This is a genomic window from Gallibacterium melopsittaci (assembly GCF_042433085.1).
In the GTDB taxonomy this organism is placed as follows: Bacteria; Pseudomonadota; Gammaproteobacteria; order Enterobacterales; family Pasteurellaceae; genus Gallibacterium; species Gallibacterium melopsittaci.
In genome coordinates this window covers 207911-228631 of sequence record NZ_JBHLWA010000049.1, presented here as the reverse complement: position 1 = coordinate 228631, position 20721 = coordinate 207911, and the positions used below count along the sequence as shown (strand labels likewise).

1 protein-coding gene is annotated in these 20721 nt (G+C 38.4%); it reads left to right on the top strand.

Annotation, left to right across the window (positions count from 1 at the left end; translation table 11 throughout):
- Positions 1 to 20: 20 nt before the first annotated feature.
- A complete protein-coding gene (locus ACFFHT_RS10760; RefSeq protein WP_382376099.1) occupies positions 21 to 20705 on the top strand; it encodes a hypothetical protein in 20685 nt (6894 codons plus the stop codon).
- Positions 20706 to 20721 lie beyond the last annotated feature (16 nt).

Sequence of the window (20721 nt, the reverse complement as noted above, 5' to 3'; positions counted from 1 at the left end):
CATACTAAGAGGCAATGATTATGAAACGTACTAATAGATTTTCAAGAAATATCAGATTAACAGCTCAATCTTCATTAGCATTGAAATTACTTGTTGCAATCACCTCTGGTTTGGCGTTTATACCGGGAGTATCTTGGGCGGATGAAATCGCACAAAATATTACGGTAAAAGATACAAAATTTAATGGAACTGTAACTACTGGGAATGGTGTTACAACAGTTTATGCACAAGATGCGATTGATAATATTGGTGTGAATAAATTTACCAGTTTTAATGTGGCAGACAAGCAAGTTGTTAATATGCACTTTCAGAAAACTGATAATAATGGACAAAAAGTTAATAAACTGGTTAATCTTGTCGATAGTAGAATTAAGATTGCAGGGGCAGTAAATGCCATTAAAAACGGTACAGTGGATGGCGACCTCTTTTTCTTAAGTAGAGATGGAATGGCGGTCACCAGTACAGGGGTAATTAATGCTGGTTCATTAACTGTTTTAACGCCGGCAACCTTACCAACTACCAATGATGATATTAAGGATATTGTCAAGGATCCGACTCAAGTTAAATTGAGTTCAAGCGGGGACATTACGATTGATGGACAAGTTAATGCTAAAAGTAATGTAACGTTAAGAGCGGGTAAAAGTATTAACGTTTCAGGAAAAGTGCGAGCAGGTGTTTCTAGTCTTAAAAATAGCGCTAATCAAGAAGTATTCAGTCATATTGTTACATTAAATGCGGCACAAAAAGCAGGTGAAAGCGGAGAGTTAGTTGCCACCCAAAATAGTAGTGGGGATATTGTTTTGGAGGCTTTTGCAGATAATACAAACCCAGCTTCGTCATCTAATTCAACTTCTGTTAGTAGTCGAGTTCAAACAAAAGCGAATATTAATATAGATAAAACAGCAGTACTTTCAACTTCACATGGTGACATATCAATTAAAGCTGGAGCAAAAACAGTAAAAGAATCACAAACTGAGACGACAGCAGATGTCACAATTGCAGGTAAAGTATTTGGGTCTGATGTGAATGTTAGAGCGAATACGGAAGTAACGTATGAAGATCCATTTTTATACCCTAACTTCTCAGATGCCACACAGACTGTAGAAGAGTTTGTTTTAACTGGTATAGGGAATGTTGCAGCAGGCATTGATGTCAACAGAACAAATATAATCAATAAGGCTAAAGTAGATATTCAAAGCAGTGCAGTGTTAAAAGCTGAGCATGATCTGAATATCAATGCCCTTTCAACAGTAAACACGAATATTGATATTGAAACATCTATTCTTAAATTTATTAATATTATGACACCGGTGCCTGATACAGCACTGATGGTATATAACTTAGATAATCAAGCAGAAGTTATAGTTTCTGGAAAATTAAATGCAGTCAATAAGTTAGGTATTAATGCAAATACAGATGTGAGAGCTTCATTATCTGCAAATAGCATTAACTACACTATAAAGGCGGGCAATGCTCCTACATTTCAATTAGGTTTATTATTTACGGATATTAAAAATCATGCTTCTGTTGAAATTCAGAATACAGCTGATATGAATTATGAAGAGAAGAAACCTCTGCAAAATTCTTACAAAGATAGCGTTGTAATTTCAGCAAATGCACAAAACTCATTTAGAGCGAATGAAAAAGTCCGTGCCGATGATGAAACTCTTGCTATTTTAGGTCTGAACATCAGTAATTATGATAGTTCTGCTAAGGTAGATATTAATAAGGATATCAAAGCAGCTGGTAAGATTGATATTGGTGCAACAAATACGTTTCTTGAAAATGAAGTGAGTTCTAATAATCAGTTGGGCTGGAGTATGCCAGAACGTTTATTGTGGGAGCCTATTTCTAAATTTTTTAATCCAAAAAACGCCACAAAAGATGATAATAAACTCAAGAAATTTGGGCAGAAGATTTTTACACAATTAAAAAACAAGAGTGCAGCTGGCAGTAAAATAACTGAGGTTCTTCAAAAACTAGGTGAAGAAGATAGTTTTGCTGTGGGTATTCAATACGCAGCACAAAATAACGTATCTAATGTTATTGTACAAAAAAATGCACATATTCAATCAGCAAAAGATGTCAATATCTATTCAAAAACAGATATTCAAGACCATTTATTTTCTTCTTATACAAGTGTAAATAATGGTCTTGAGGGGTCGAAAACGAAGATTGCAGGTGGCGTAGCATTATCCATTTCAGATATCACTAATAATAGTAAGGTATTGATTGAAGGTGATGATAGTAGTGTTAAGAATATCCAAGGCACAAATATCTCCATTAATAGTTCAACTGAAGTTCCTTATGTTCGTTATAAGAGACTTTTTGCAAAGATAGTCGAACCTATTCAATCCTTTTTGACCACTGATGATTGGGTAAGTGAATTAAAACTTAATGGTACTGATGGGCAGACAGCAGCTGCTGTGAAGGAATTTCTTGATCAAATATCCAAAGACGACAAAACTGTTAATCCAGAAGATTTAAGTCAAGCCGATCTTGAGAAGTTACTTAGTATCCTTGATAAAGGAAACTTAAAGGTAAGTGATTTAGAACGTTTAATGACACAAGCTAAAAATACAGAAACCCCAACAGAATTTGAAAAAGCGATGGGGTCAATTATTGCTATCTATAGGATTCTTACAACGGCAGCAGCTTATCAAAATATTTCGAATCATGGTGTGCGAGCAGAGGTTGGTGATGGGACTAAACAAAAAGATAAAAAAGCAGGTTTTTCTGCCTCTATTGCCGTGACGGATATGGATAACTCAAGCAATATCCTTCTTGGGAAAACAGCTAAGATTTATGCTGACGAATCCTTAAAAGTTAGTAGTAATACTCTATCACAAGAGACAAGTTTTATAGGTAACGCAGGGATTTTACCTCTTGTAAAATCATCGGCGAAGGGGATTGGTGGGAATATTGTTTATTCAAATGTGAATAATAATAGTTTAGTCCTTGTTGCTGAAGGAGTATCTCTTAGCGCTCGAAACATTGATTTGTTATCTACTAATAAGTCTATTAATGCAAATTTAGTTTTTGCTGCTGCCAAAGCGGGAGACGGTGGTATTAATGGTATGCTAGCCATAGGTCGTGGTTCTAATAATGCACTTGTACTCGTGGATGATGAAGCGACTATTAGTGAGTCTTCTCTTATTATTCCATCTAATACAGAAGGTAAAGAAACTACCACCACAACAACGAGAGCGACAGATTTTCCATTAACAAAAGCGAATATCAAAGCACATAACAAGGTAATTAATACTAATGCTACTTTAGGTGGTCAAGGTGGAGATGGTTATTCAGTAGGTGTGGGCATTGCATTAGGTTTGTATGATGTGAATACGTTAGCTGGTGTTATTGATTTAGATATTTTATCTCCAAGTGAAACGGAAAGTAGTAATACAGATATTGATGATGAAGTTAAAAATGCACAAATTCACGAAAATGCAGCTAGAAATGTCGTATTTGGACGTTTGAGTGATGATGATAAAACCAAATTAGGTAGTGATACAGTAACGATAGAAGGTGGAATTAACGTTGGTAGTGTAGATATCCAAAGCAATGCAGAAGGTATCATTAATACAGTTGGTATTGCTGTAGTTTCAAGTGAAGATACACCGCCACCTAAGAAAAAAACACCTGAGCAGAGTGGAAACCAAAATGCAAATTCACCAGGTGAAGCAGGATCGACTAACCCTATTGATCTTGCAAAAGGTATGGATTTAAAAATTGGTGAGCAAGGGGCTCAGTTCATTGAAAGCTTCAGTGCATTGTTTGATTTAGCCGCTTCAGGTAACACTATTGGTACAGGGTTAGATAAGATTGATGAAACAATGTCAGGTAATGGCTCTGGTTCGAATATCAATAAAATCACGAAAGCAGGATCCGATGAATCATCACCTCTTAATGGTGGTGCTGATGATGCACATAGAAATGAATCTGATGCTAAAAAAGGCACCATGCAAAGTGATGCATTGAATGATACAAACAAAGAAAGTACGAAGCAATCTGCTAAAAATCAAATAGCTGCGGCAGGTAGTATTGGAGTGAATATTATTGGTGGACAAACTTCTGCCTTTATTCATAAAGCCAAGATTAATCATACCCCAGCATCTGTTTCAGATGATCAAAAAACTAATTACAAGAATACAGTGAATGTATCCTCTACAGATGAGGTCTTTATTGGAGCATGGACAGGTTCTGCTGCCTTGAGTAAAGCAAAACAATCTAGTTCTTCTGTTGGTGTAGGGGGATCGGTTGCGGTAAATAGTCTAAAACGTGATGTGATGAGTTCAGTTTATGAAAGTAAAATCAATCACGCAGATGACATCAGTGTTACTGCATTAAAAGATGGTATCGTTGTTGCAGCTGGGCTAGGTATTGCTTCTGCAAAAGCTAAAGATGGTTTCTCATTTGGTGCATCAGTGGCAGCTTCTGTTAATCTACAAAGTAGCCAAACGTCTGCAATGATGGTGAACTCTCATGTCAACAATGATGCAAGCTATGATCCTGTTGAGCCAACTAAAGATCAACCAATTCCTGTTGTGCCGAAGAAAACAAATAGCATTACTGTTAAGGCGATAAATAAAGATATTGATGTGACAGGTGGATTAAGTATAACAAAAGCAAAATCAAAAGGCGGTAATGCTGCCGCCGTTGGTGCTTCTATTGTTGTGAGTAATCTTGATAATACACTTAATAGTGGCATCTATGGGGGATCCTATCGAAATATCAGTTCTGTAGGCATACAAAGTGTATTAGGAACAACGCAAGTAAGTGTTGGAGCAGGTGTGGCATCATCTTCTTCATCTGGTGGCAGTGGCATATCGCTACAAGGTGCAGTTGCTTATAACGCCTTAAATAATGAAGCGAATACTTTCATTAAAAATACAAGAATTGTTGCAGATGTTGTTGAGGCTTCAGCAAAAGATACTAAAGAGGTTGTTGGGGCAGAAACGAGAAAAGCTGCTTATATCAAGAGCCTTGAAGATGCAGGTGTTGATGCTTCTGGTGATGATTATCGTAATAAAGAACAAAAAACAGACAGTAAAACGGAAGAAGAGACTAGCAACGATCAAAAACGTAGTGAAGCGGAAAATGCTTACATTAATGCGAATAAAGAAAGTGATCGTGGTAATACCGTTGTTGTTGGAGCGATTGCGATTAGCTTAGCCAAAGGAAGTGGTGGTGCTGGTGGAGCAGGTATAGCTGTCAGTGATATTACAAATAAAATGTCTGTTGATTTCAATAAAGCGACTATTACTGCTAATGCCATTACAACAGACTCTGAAACAAAATCATTACTTGTGTCATTTGCAGCAGGTGGTGCAGTTTCAAGAGGAAAAGGTGGCAAGTTTGCAGCAGCAGGATCTATTGATTGGAGTGATGTTGCTAACCAAGCTACTACAAAAGTAGAAGGTGGTACACTTACGGCAGATAGTATTTCGTTAAGTTCAAATAATGAGTCAAGAACTATTGGTATAGCAGGTCAAGCCAGTGTAGCGGCTAGTAGTGGTGCAGCAGTTGGTTTAACCTTGGTTTATCATGATATGGATAACGCCTCTAAAGTTGAGGTGACTGAAACTGCAACACTCCAAGCTCGTCAAGCAGATCAAGGAGTAGCTGTCAATGCTACAGCAATGAATTCTGCTAAAGCTATTGCGGTAGCGGCGGGAGTTTCTGCGTCTAAAGATATTTCAATTAATGGTTCTTTTGCTGTTAATGAAGGCTCAAATGATACAACGGTATTATTTAGTGGTAGTACCATTAACAATGCAAACATTATTACTGCGAATGCAATAGATTCATCAAAATCTGTTGTTGTTGCAGGTGGAATTACTGGGTCTGCTGGCTTGGCTCTAGGTGGCGCTGTTGCAATAAATAATTTGGGTGGATTTATTAGCAATAATGAAACAGCTTCACAAAAAGTAGGTGCTCAATTTAAGTGGATGACTGTGACAACAAGACCGCAAGCCTTAATTAATTTGACTGCTGAAGATAGAGCGTCACTTTCTACGGTAGCGGCTGGGGTTGCAATATCTACTAGTTCAGTTGCATTACAAGGGGTTGGTTCTGCAACCATAGTAAATAAAAGCGTCGAATCAACACTAGAGTATAGTAATATTTCCAATAAAGATAGTAGTAATAGTGAGGATAAAAAAGCAAGTGTCACTTTAGCAGCGACAAATAATGCTTCTGTTAATGGTTTTGCTGTCGGTGCAGCAGTTTCTGCAGAATCTGTTGCGGGAGGTATTGCGATCAATGTCAATCGTATAAATGAGGACACTAGAACTGCCGTAACAGGTGGTACATATGATCTTAATTCATTGTCTTTAAAATCTAATGCAGATGCAGGTATTCTCTCATTTGCAGCTGGTGTCGGCGCAGGACAAGGAGCAGGTGTTGCTGGCTCTTTTGGTACCAATATCATCAATAACAATACGATTAGTGCAATTAGTGGTGCAAATATTACAGCAACAGGATCTGTTGGTGTAGTTACACAAAGTGATGATGTTATTGAGAATTATGCAGGTGCGATTGCTGCTGGTGGTTCTGCAGCAGTGGGAGCGAGTGTTATTGTCAACAGTATTACAGGTAAATCAAATGCGACTGTGGATAACAGTACGATTACAGCATTAGGAGAAGATAGTTTAATTGAAGTAAATAATGGTATTAACGATGCAGGTTTTATTAGTTCTGCGATCAGTGAAGATACATTTAGCGGTACTCTACTTAAACGTAATCGTAATGTTGCCTATAAGAGTGGTTTGGTTGTTGATAGTTCTGCAACCCATTCGATTTCTTCATCTCTCTTTACAGCAGGGGTAGCAGGTAGTGTGTCTGTTGCTGGTACGGTAAATGTGAACCTTATTAAAGGTGAAACGAATGCTGGTATCCGCAATAGTACAATTAATAAAGATCTTGAACTCTTGACCATCACAGAAGATCAAGAAACTAAAAAACTTACCCGTACATGGCATTATGATCATCCAGCTGCAGATATTTATGTACGTGCAGCAGATTATACGAATGCAGCTGGCTTTGTTGGAACACTTGCTGGTAGTGGTGTTGCTGCCGTTGGTTTGACCGCAGATACAAATGCGGTTGAACGGACGACTAAGGCTTATTTTGAAAATGACACGCGCCCAACTACTGAAAGCAAAGCGGATGATATAGTTGTTCTTGCAGACGCACGTCAAGCGTTATCAAACTTTGATGTCTCTGTAGCAATAGGGGCTGGTGGTGTAGGTACTAGTGCCAATACTGTAGTGAATAAACTTAGCAGTCAAACAACAATTGATCTCAATCATCTCAATTTAGTCTATCGTAGCTTATTAGCTAATGCGACTCATCAAGATGGTATCTATTCAGGTAATGCTACCGTTGGTGGTGGTGCAATTACAGGTCAGGGCTTAACAGTTAATGTTCTTAAACAAAACTCTACTGTTTCTGCAAATGTTTCAGATAACACCTTTGAAGGTGAAAACAATACCGAAATTAAAGCCGACCATAATAGTGAAGTGCAAATGGATATTGCGTCTGCTGGTGTGGGTGGAGTTGGTGTCGCTGGTTCAGTGATGGTCAACAATATGAAGCAAAAGGTCAATATTACCTTAAATAATAATACTATCAATAGCGGTAGCATTGCAGCAAACGCTCATAATAGCTCCACTATCTCAACGCACGGTGGTAATCTTGGTGGTGGTCTTGTTGGTGCAGGGGTCAGTGTTGCTGTGAGTACCTTTAATGATCAAGTTAAAGTGAATACCGAAGGTGGAACACTCAATGCTCGTGATGACAATTTAACTCTCAAAGCAGAAAATGAACGGGATATTTCACAAGTTGTGGTCAATGGATCGGCTGGTGGTATTGCCGCAGGTGCCAATATTATGGTGACCAATATTAACTCTGATCTGTCTGATGCTAATTATAAAGATATTAATAAAAATTTAGATGAGGTTAACGATAAGCTAGAAAAAGATCAACAATTCTCGAAAGGCGAGAAAGATGAGGTATCAGGTACTAAAGTTACCGTTGATAGTACAACTCTTACTGCATCGAAAATTTTAAGTATCATTGCAACAGAATCAAAGAATGATACATCAATGTATGGTGGTAGTGGTAGCGTTGGAGGAGCTTCATTTGATGCTTCTATTGGTATTCTCAATAAGAGCAACAGCACGGAAGTACAGCTAAAATCAGCGAACTTAACAGCCAATAACGTATTGGTTAATGCTACCGATAATAAAGATGATACACTCGGACTTTATCAAGGTTCAGCTGGTGCGTTAGCTATTGGTGCGGCGTATGGCGAAGTGAATCGTAATAGCAAGGTCTTTATTGATATCGTCGATACCAATATTGATTCTACTGGTGATACTACAATCCAATCCTTTGATAATTCTGTTACAGCAATTTCTGCACGTGGTTTAGCGGCAGGTTCTGTTGGTGTTGGGGCTATCATTGCCAAAGCAAACAATAATAGTAATGTCGGCGTACACTTTAATAGTACGGATACTCACCATGTGAACACTGCGAATTTAAATATTCGTTCGATTAAAGATAATTCTGTGTCGGCAGATGTTATCGGCGGGGCAGTTGGTTTTGTTAGTGGCTATGGTATTGATGCTGAAGCTCGTGATAAGGGCGTTTCTAGCATCAATATTGAGGGATCCAAATATAGCTTTGCTGGTGCAAATATGCTCTTTAAAGCAAGCAACACTCCTGTTGTGAATGTCAATGCGGGTAGTGATGCAGCTGGTTTCTATTCAGGACAAGTTTCTCGTGCAGTTGGTTATGCAGAAGGTGAAACAAGTCTTACTGTAGCAGATAACAATAAATTTACAGCCGATACACTCCGTTTTGTAGCAGAAACAGGGCACTCTGCAGATGAAAATGCAACGACTAATGAAGATAAAGAAGCGAAATCTGCTGATGTAAATGTTTATTTACGAGGAGCTTCTCTCGGTAATGCTTCGTTTGGGGTTAATGTTGCTTCGGCAGAAACTAAGACGAAGACAACAACTACAATCGGAAGTGGTTTCTACCGTGCCTTTAGTGAAGAGAATCCAGGCACAGCACTTACTATACAAGGTTTAAATAATATCAATCGTAGTGTAGATGTGGGATCACTCAATGTAGCACTTACCTTTGCGACCAGTAATAGCACAGGTAAAACGCTTGCTGAAGATAAGATTACTGTGAATGCTAAAGGTGTGGCAAAAGATGTAAATAATAACGCCAACTATGTGAAGAACCTTATTCTTTTAGCTCAAGGGCGTTCAACTGCGGATAGTCTTGCTAATGGAGACGGCGGGGCCTTGCTTGATATTTCACCAGTTGCGGCATTAGCAGAAAATGAGCAAAACACCAATACAAAAGCATCGCTTTCTGGTGAGTGGACAGTCTTAGGTGATTTGACCATTACAGCTAACCAAAAAGATACTGCAGATCTACATTCTTCTTCTACTAAAGTTGGCGCAGCGGTTGGTGGTGCCACCCTTGCAACAAATGAGATGAAAGGTAAGAGCGAGATTGATATCAATGATTCAACCAAAATTAACGCTCGTAGTGTGACACTAAATGCGATTAACGACATCTTCACTGGTCAGAAATATCACTATACTGTTGAGGGTGAAGTGTTTGCTATCGCTGGGGTTAGTGTGCCTATTAGTAAGGCAGATGTGCGTAAAAGTACGGCTATTAATACGGGTAATGGTGTTGTTATTCAAACTGAAGGTTCGCAACATTATAACGCATTGACTAATGCCAACCTTACTAACCGTGTTAAGGCAACAGCTGTTTCTGTACTTGGCGTTCAAGTAGCAAAATCTAACAACACAACGGTTATTGAAAATGTTATCGCTCCAAAGACAAGTAGCTCAACAGCTTCATTTATTAATCAGGGTACATTAAACGATAGCATTGTCTTTAATAGCAAAGATATACTTAATCTTACTTCTCTCTCAGATGCAACAATTCCTGCTGGTTTAGGTGCAGTGATTAGTTCTAGATCGAATAATGAAGTCACTCGTACCAATAAGATTAATATTAACGGTAATGTTAAGAGTAGCGGTGATTTATACTTTGATGCGGGTCGTGGTTCTTCGCTTACAATGGATTTAGGTGCGATGGCGTATAACTACACAGCTATTCCAGTCAGTACATCACCTAGCATCAACCTAAATATCAACGAAAATAACAATGTTGAGCTTAGTTTAGGAACAGAAGGAGCGAAAGCATCACGAGATATCTACTTCTATGCCAAAGGCGGTGATACTTCCATCAAGAAAGCCACTTCAACCTATCGCTGGGTTGATGGTGGTAAGGATGAACAACGTGATTATCTAGGTAATGCCGAAGGTAAGGTAAATTTTGCGGATCGTAAACCAAATAATACGGTAACTATTAAATCAGGCAAGCTCGTTGCAGGAGATGGCAATAATGTCAATATCAATATTACAGGATTACAATTACCTGATACAGCTTATGAATTCATTGATAATATAGCGAAGCCATATACCGCAACAGTGACGATTAATGGTAAGCCATTAGAGGCGGAGAAAGCGAGAAAGTATGTTACTTTTAGTAAAGAAAACTACGCTACAACGTTATATGACCAACTTAAAGAGTTAGATAAGCTCATCGCTGCTTATGGTGGTGTACCGCCTGATTCAGGTAAAGCCTTAATTGCGTATACAGGTTATAAACAAGATCGTGAACGTGTTTTACGGGAAATGCTTAGTCGTGGTTTTGCGGTCCAAGCAGAGGGCGGAGCTATTCGTCCAATTCTCTCTGAACAAGGAACTCAGGATGCTGGGTTGATGTTGAATATCGCAACAGTGAATCCGATCTATGTCAGTGGCGGTAATGCTTATATCGAAACCGATACGGTGACTGGTCAGAATAATATCACTGCTAACAGTAGTCCAAGTATTTCTGTGACAAATAATTCAAATAACTACCTACGAGTGAAATCACTTGCTATCGGTAATTCAGGTGGTCTTATCTATATTAATGGTGTGGCGTCAGAAAACCCTGCTACAGATCAAAATGCTACAGGGATTACTATTATAAATAATCATCAGAATGCTGAATATGAAGTTCGGAGTGCAAGCAATCATAATCAGACAGATAAAATGCCAACTATCAGTAGTGTCGAAATTATTGGCAATATCGATAACCCGCTTGGCGATGTTAATATTGACAGTCAAGGAGATTTGCTCATCAGTGGTGTTTCTGTCGCTGGTAAATCAGTAAATCTCAAAGCAAAAGGCACAATAGCCCAAAGTTATTTTGATGGTTTATTTAGTGCAGGGGCGACACCAGAATATCAATACTCAGATGTCGTAAAACCTCTTAAAGAGCAGATTAATATTTCAAGAAAAGAAGGTGATGGAGCGGTTAAATCCGATGCTAAGCAGAATACGAATAGCAACCCTGAACTTAAGAAGGTAACAGATGAGGCAATTGCAGCCTTTATTAATAAATATGGGGATAGTATTAAGAACGAAGCAAAACCTTATACAGATGTAATGTTCTCCTTTGATTTATTTAATCTTTCTTCGAATGATTTTCTGTCAAAAGCAACAACTTTAGTTGAGTGGGCTATGAAGGTTTCTAAGAGTTCTAATTTTAGTAATTCATATAAGTATTTGCTAAAACAAATAGAATTAGAGCAATTAGGCGATTTAGACATGGCTAGCCTTAAGAATATAGGATCAAGCATCATTTCTTCTCTTGATAATAACTTTAAAGCAAGGTATCAGAAGAGTATTCTAATGGCTAAGCTGCCATTAGGATTTGGGAAAAAGTATGTTATCTCTTCATCAGAAATACAACAAGCTATTAAGCGAAGCTGGTCTAATCCACAGACACAGTTAAATCTATTAGCAAGTCTTTCTGCGTTGCCGCTTTCTCGCGTGATTAATCCAGATAATAGTACAACTCAACTTAGCCAACCAGGTGCATTAGATGCTAGTTTTTATCTAGGTGATAATAAGCTTATAAGCCAAAATGTATTATTTAACTTCTTTACACAATATGCAAATGCAGATGCTGTGGCAAATGCAAAACAATTTGCCGAAACATTGAAAACTAATCTCAACAGTCAAGATGATTTTACACGCTTTAAGACAGCAGAAGCGATTATCGAGAGCCAACGCTATTTAGTCGATCAAGTAGCCAAACTGGATCTAGCGATAAACAAATTTGCAACAGATTCTGTAATGCAGGACGATACAGATATTCAGATGTATCAACGAAATTTCGATATGCACAAAAATTCAGCATTGTCATTTGCAGGTTCAAATAACAATCTAAAAAATGAAATAAATAATATTCTTTCATTTAATGAGATATTGTCTTTAGAGAATATTATGACGCGATTATATAGTGCGGATGGTTCTGTGCCACTAGGCATTGCTATGTTGATTACTACGAATGTACAAACTGCCCTAGGAGCACGAAATCTTTGGAATCAGAGTATAGAGAGAAAGAATGCTAAAATTGCACAGATTAACAATGCTATTGTGGCTATTAAATCGCTTAAAGAGAAGTTAGCAGCACAAAAAGATGAGATTAATCGAAAATTAGATGCTGATATTCAACTGGCTACAGAACAACTCAATAACAGTAAGTCAGTGGATTGGAAAGCGACAGCAGCGTTACAACAAAAAGCACTTGAAGATTTAGGTGCTAGTGGCTCAACTATCGCAGGTGGTGAAATTTATCTTTCTGCGGCGATGTTGAATCTTAATGGTTTAGTACAGAGTGGCTTTGATGAGTATGTTGTTTCTGTGAATGATGAGAAATTACGTAATGCGTCTGCATCAACGACACCTGGACTATATAAGATCAATGATGGTAATCGAGCTAGATTAATTGACTTAGGCGGTGGTAAGACAAAATACGTCTATGAAGTACAAGCTTACTATAATAAAGATGCACCAGAGAACCAACGTAAAATTACTATCAGTGATATTGATGTTAAGGGTGGTCAGATCCATCTCAGTGGTCAGATTCTCAATACAGGTGGTGGTGAAATTCGTGTTGCTAGTGGTGGAGCAAAAATCACGATTACTAATGACACGAATAAAACACTCGAACTTGGTCGAATTCAAAATAACCAACGGGAAGGTATTCTAGAAATTACGGATGTAGATGTAGAAGCGAAAAAATCGCAATCTATTCGTTATCGTAAGAGTGAAACTGGCACTTATCTTGAAAACGTAGATAAGAGCGGAAAGATTACTTCATCTACGAAAGTGAATGAGGCGATTAATTATACGCCGATTAGTAAAGATATCCGCTATTACTGGACAGAAGGTATTGATAGAACAACCAGTAATATTTATGTATATAAGAAAGAGCTTTCATGGTGGGGAGCATATACATTAGATAGTTTAGCAACGCTAGAAAATAGCAAGGAGATTGTATCAGAATCACCAGTTGGTAATAATACAGATTCTAAGTTACCTGAAGGCGTATTTTTGGCAAAAGATCCGAATGCAGCAAATGTTCAATTAGATGCGAGTAGCGTATTACTTAGTTCAAGCCGAACAGATCCGAATGATGATACATGGACACATCGTCATGGTTTATTTGGCTTCTATAAAGATGTTTATTGGCGTTGGAAAACGACAACAGGATCACGTGAAACCTATTTCTATTCTGTGAAGGCGGATAAACCTATTCCAGTTAGTTTTATTGGTGAAACAAATGGTTCTATCACTATCAATAGTGATAAGAGCAGTCTTGTTTATTTAGGTGGCGATATTAAGAACGATGCAGGTAATGCAGCGACTCTCAATATTAATGCAGCTAAAGGATTAGTAGAACAAAGTGCTGGTACGAAGATTACTGCCAATAATATTAAGATTATCGCAGATAAAGGTATTCAAAATATTAAGGTACAAGCGGCTTCTGTCTTAAAAGGATCAATGCGTGATGATACTGTTACCTTAGATTTGAAAACAAATTCTGGTGGAATTGATGTTGATGTACAAAAAGCTTTCCGTCGAGGTGATAATACCCCTTACTATGGTAATGTGAAAATTAAAAATCTAGAGTCTTCAGGAATGAGCTATAACACTACCAATGCAAGTCGTGGCAGCATTGTATCGCTTAGTGCGGATGGCTCTATTACCGCAGAAAGTGATGCAAAAGTGAAAGGACAACGTATTGATTTAATCAGTCGCAATGGTTCTATTGGTACAGCCGATAATCTTCTTAATATTGAAGCAGGACAACAAGCTGCATCTGATAATCCACAAGCAGCAAGTATTAATGCAAATGCGAAAGATAATATCTACTTAAAACAGATTAGTGGTGATATGCGTATTGGCACGATAATAGCAAATGGTAATATTGTGCTAGATGCACCAAAAGGACGTTTTGTAGATGCGTTATCAAGTAAGGTTGTACAAAATAATCTCCCGACAGAAGTATTGATTAAACGCTGGATTGATGCTGGTTTAATTGAAGGTATTCGTCAAGGTAGTAATGTTGATGAAAATGGTCAACCAGTCTGGACATACAAAGGTGCGTATAAAGAGAAACTCGAACAAGATTTTGCTCGTTATACCCAAAGTATGGAAGATAGCTTTACGCAATATGTGAGCTTAAATTCTCGTATTGAAGAAGCTCGTCAGTTAGCGAAAGATTTAGCGACGAAAGTACAAACACTTGAAGCAAATGCCCCAGCAGAAGATGCTACAGATGCAGTGAAAAAATCTTATAATCAAGAGCTTAAAGAACTCAAAGCTCGTGCAAAAAGTGCTGCTCAACAGGCAGTTCTATTGGATTCTGAGCAGGCTCGTAAGGCGTGGGAAGACAAACTTGCAGCGAAACAAGATGAGTTAAATGTCTTGTTTGAGAAAGAAGCAGTTAAACTTGTTGATATACTTTATACAGCTCGTCAAGCTGCGATCAAGAATATTTCTGATGAGACACAACGCAAAGCGGCAAAAAATGATTTGGATTCTTTTTATCGCAATCGTATTACAGATGGCTTAAATGACGATAAACTCCAAAAAGCGAAAGTTGATCTTTATCAAGATATAGTTGGTGCTGCTGTTAGTGGTGATGATAATAGTGGTTTGGGAGCACTCTTGACTGCACGCATTAATCAAGCAAAAGCAGAAAAGACTTCAACCACAATTGATGTTAATGAAGCAATTTCAGCAGATGATATTCGTCAATATGGTTTACGTCGTGGTGATGCGTTAACAGCACTTACAACAGAAGGTGATGCTGCGGCAGAAAATGCGAATATCAATGCAGCGTATCAGTTATGGAATAGCTACGAGACACTTTCTAATCGTTTAACAGATGTATTGAGTGATAGTAATGTCAAATTAAGTGATCTATTAACACAAGCGAAATCTGCTAATGTTGCTGAAGCTGATAATGTAACAGCAACCTTTATCAATGCACTTCATCAGTCAAAAGAATATTTAGACTTAAAAGCAGCAACAGATAACCCTGAATACAAATGGACTAAGGATATGTTGCTTAATGCGATCAGTGATGCGATGTATAACAAGCAAGATGGTAATACTTCTTCTGATACACAAGCGAAACAAGCGAATATCGTCGGGCATAACATTGTCTTGTCAGGTGGTGGTATTGGTCAACACTTGGATGATAACGATGTGGTACGGATCAATGTGGCGGATTTAGTCAATCCAGAAAATCCAGATCGTTTTACACAAATGAGCTTATTGGCTAATGCCGAGGTTTCTGATGTTAATGTTATTACAGAGAAATATACAGTCAAAGAGCTAAATCAAAAGACAGGACAGCTAGAAGATAAGGTAAAAACTAGAGTTATCGCATATGAGCTTCATAGTAAATTGCCATTAGGTATCTATACGACCACGAAAACTACTCAGAATAGTGACGGAACGACTACGGAAGAGTTAGGAAGTATCACTTTTGCACGTAATGTGGATACGGCTCATACCTATATTGCTGCTCGTCCTAAGAGCGAAAACGGAAATAATAATGTTTTAGGTATTAATACTATTGATGCAGGTCAGGGTGATATCCGTATTCTTGGTAAGACTGGTGTGAAAAATGTTGCTAACAACCCAGATACAACAAACCTTACTGCAAAAACACTCTTAATTGAAGCTGGAAAAGGAGATGTTGCAACTAAAGAAAAACCGATGGTGGTGAATATCTCTGATATGGTAGAGGCTGTACGTGGTTTAAATGCTTATATTAAGCATATAGGTAGTAACCCATTAACTTTCCGTTCTGCCGTATTAGAAAATCAATTTGTAATTGATAGCTGGAGCGGTGTTCGTTCTGAAGCTGGCGAGGATGCGATTGGTTATATCAATGCGAAAGAAGGGTTATTTATCAAGGTCGATCATACTGATGTGGGTACACCAGATACCGCATTGCGTGTACTCGCCAATAAAGAATCGCCTATCAATATTGAAGGGGCTAATAATGTTTATTTACTCGGTGTTTTAGGTAAACAAGCAGATGGTTCTTTATATTTAGGCAACATTACTGCGGAGAATTTATCAGCAGAGAGTAAGGGAGATCTACAAGTTGGTGATGAGAAAGATGCTAACGAAAATATCAAGACCATTAAGGTTAAGAAGGCAGCATTAACCGCAGAAAAAGCGATTGTTATTGTAGGTAATGTCAATGCAGAAACTTCTTTAGCATTAACCTCTAAAAAAGCAGGTATTACCGATAAAGCAAATGCGAAGATCACAACAGAAACTGTCGAGGCAGTAAGTGCTGATGGTATTGAATTCAATAAAGGTAAACACTTTATTAACAATCTCATTGCGAATGTGTATGACAAAGGTGAACACTTTAACGGTAGTATCAATGTGATTACGAGTGCAGATACTTTCAAAGCATCGATTGCTAAACCTGTGATGGGTAATATCGTTATTGAGAATAAGACAGGTGAGATTGTTGTAGATAAGGATTTAATTGCGAACACAGTGAAGAATAGCGGAGGAGGTATCACTACTGGACGTGAGGGACGTATTATCCTTATTGCTGCTAACAATATTACAAGTTCAGCTGCTATTGATGCACAAGACAAAGTTTCTCTTGATAGTAAGGGAGCAATTAATAATAGTGATAACATCCGTTCTGAAAATCAAAGTGTAACAATGACAGCAATTAACGGTATTGAAAATACAGGTACGATTAATGCTGGCACATATGTTGACGTGACAAATAAGGGTACAGGTATTATCAAATTAGGTGGTGCAGTCACAGGCGGTACATCTGTAACTGCTCATACAGAGGCAGGTAATATTACTGTTGGTGGTGCAGTCACCGCTGAAAAAGAAAATGTTGCGTTAACCGTTGATGGTCAAGGTGACATTTCTACAACGGGTGAAATTACTGGTGGAACCTCAGTTGTCGCTGAAACTGCAGGTGGAATTATTAATCTTGGCGGTAATGTCACAGGTGGTACATCTGTAACTGCTCGTACTGGAGCAGGTGATATTACTGTTGGCGGTGCAGTCACAGCAGAAAAAGAAAATGTTGTGTTAACCGTTGATGGTCAAGGTGATATTTCTACAACGGGTGCAGTGACTGCTGGTCAATCTGTAACTGCAAATACACAAACAGGTACCATTACTTTAGGTGGTGATGTGATTGCAACCAATAACAATATTGCTTTAACTACAACAACTGGTGCGATTGTAGTGAAAGGCAATGCGAAAGCGGGGCAAGATATTGCAGCGAAGACCATCACTGGCGCAATCAATGTGGAAGGTAATGCAACTGCAGATCACGACATCACAGCGAAGACTGAAACTGGAGCAATTACCGTTACTGGTAATGCACAAGCTGGTCACGATGTAAATGCAGAGTCGAAAAACGGAGCAATTGCCTTTAAAGGTACAGTTACGGCAGAAAATGATGTAATTGCTGCAACGACAGAAAAAGGCAATATTACGCTTGAAAAAGATGTGACCGCAACTAATCGCAATATTGCATTAACCACTAAAGAAGGTGCGATTACCATCAAAGGTAATGCTGATGCTGGTAATGACATTGTTGCGAAGACCGTCACCGGCGCAATCAATGTAGAAGGTAATGCAACTGCAGATCACGACATCACAGCGAATACTGAAACTGGAGCAATTACGGTAACTGGTAATGCAGAAGCTGGTCACGATGTGAACGCAGAATCGAAAGATGGAGCAATTACCTTTGGTGGTACAGTCACAGCGAAAAATGACGTGATCGCAACCACAACTACAACCACAACAGAAAACGGTAACATTACGCTTGCTAAAGATGTGACTGCAACCAATCATAATGTTGTATTAACTACAAAAGCTGGTGCGATTGCAGTGAATGGTAATGCAAAAGCAGGTCAAGATATTGCAGCGAAGACTGAGACTGGTGCAATTAATGTAGAAGGTAATGCAGATGCTGGACGTGATATCACTGCGAAGACTGAAATTGGAGCAATTACGGTAACTGGTAATGCACAAGCTGGTCACGATGTGAAGGCTGAATCGAAAGATGGTGCAATTAGCTTTAATGGTTCAGTCACAGCGACAAATGACGTGATAGCGACCACGATAGAAAAAGGTGACATTACGCTTGCTAAAGATGTGACTGCAACGAATCGCAATATTGTATTAACCACAAAAGAAGGTGCGATTACCGTCAAAGGTAATGCTGATGCTGGTAATGACATTGTTGCGAAGACCGTCACTGGCGCAATCAATGTGGAAGGTAATGCAACTGCAGATCACGACATCACTGCGAAGACCGTCACTGGACCAATTACGGTAACTGGTAATGCAGAAGCTGGTCACGATGTGAACGCAGAATCGAAAGATGGAGCAATTACCTTTGGTGGTACAGTCACAGCGACAAATGACGTGATCGCGACCACGACAGAAAAAGGTGATATCACGATTGAAAAAGATGTGACTGCAATCAATAACAATATTGCTTTAACTACAAAAGCTGGTGCGATTGCAGTGAATGGTAATGCAAAAGCGGCTCAAGATATTGCAGCGAAGACCGAGACTGGCGCAATCAATGTGGAAGGTAATGCAACTGCAGATCACGACATCACTGCGAAGACCGTCACTGGACCAATTACGGTAACTGGTAATGCAGAAGCTGGTCACGATGTGAATGCAGCAACCAAAGATGGTGATATTGGTGTTACTGGTGCTGTAACGGCGGCTAACAACATTATGGCAAATACCGTTAATGGAAATATTTCCTTAAAAGGTAAAGTTCGTGCAAAACGTAATGTTATCGCAGAATCTACTGGTGAGGGGGCGATTACTTCAGGTAATGATATTACTGCCGAATTACAAGATGTTCGTTTAACAACTAATAGCGGTAATATTGATGTTGGTGGTAGTGTTGATGCAGGACATAATGTGGCAACTGCTTCACAAACAGGCGACATTCATATGCAAGGTGATGTAACAGCGGAAAATGATGTGACAGCTCGTACTGCAATAGATGGTGACATTGAGTTTGAAGGTAATGTTGTGGCGGATCAAGATATTCTTGCTGATACCATTAAACAAGGTGACATTATCTTTAATGGTAAAGTTCGCTCAAAACGTAGTATTGCGGCCAATGCACAAAATACAGGTTCTGTCATTCTTCGTCAGGATATTGATGCTGATAAAGATATTGCAATTAATGCACACAACGGCAATATTCTCTTTGCTGGCAATAATCCGACAACAGAAGATATTCACGCAACTGCTAAGACAGGTGATATTACACTTCGTTTAACTGGTGTAGGTGATATTAAAGATAGTCATCGTGAGGAAAATGGCGATCGTGCATTCTTGAAAGCAGAACAAGGTAATATTACAATTGAACACCTTGGTAGAGGCGATATCAGTTTGTATAAAGCTGATGCTGCAGGTATCAATAAGGTTACATTACAAGATGGTAATGCATATTTTGAATATGCAAATGGTGATGTGATGGAATGGTCATTAGCAAATCCAGAAAAAGCGATGTTAATTCGTAATATGGAAATTGGCCGAATCTTAAACACAAAAGCACAAAATGTATCCATTGATAACATTACTCAACGACCATTAGTAAAAGCTAATCTTGTTATTACGCCAGATGGTGCAACAGCAGATCGTGCAATAAATGACTTTACAATCCGTAATATTGTGCCAAATCAAGGTAATGGAGTTGTAATAAGCAGATTATGGACTAATACAGGATATATTAAAGCGAATGCAGAACCGTTCACTTTACCTAAACTCTATGTATTAGATCAGGCGGTATTCAGTAATGGAGTAACAACTTCAAAAGTCTACGGCTTTAATCCACAGATTACACAAGGATATAATAACTATTATTGGATTGATACAAATATTAATAATCCAAGAAATGCATTACGGATTTGGCGTTCTGACTATAATGATGGTCGTTGGGCAAGTATGAATTTTGCTTATAGTAGAGTTCAATTTAGTAAAGGCAACTTGCTTGATTTAGGCGATAATTATTATGTTTATTCACAACGCATTCCATTGACAGACTGGATGAGTTATAAGACTGCGTTTGATGATTTCGATGTACCATTTGGTAAAAATATGGTGGGTAATTATCATCAAGATTTCTATCGTTATCCTTGGGAAATGATGATTGAAAATAGAGTAGTTACGACAATTAAATCGGCTGATGAAGATGAAATTGTTGTTGAATAAATAATGAAATTTTTCT

What these genes read in the sequence shown, in the direction of transcription:
- ACFFHT_RS10760 (WP_382376099.1), top strand. Translation starts at nt 21, where the DNA reads ATGAAACGTACTAATAGATTTTCAAGAAATATCAGATTAACAGCTCAA.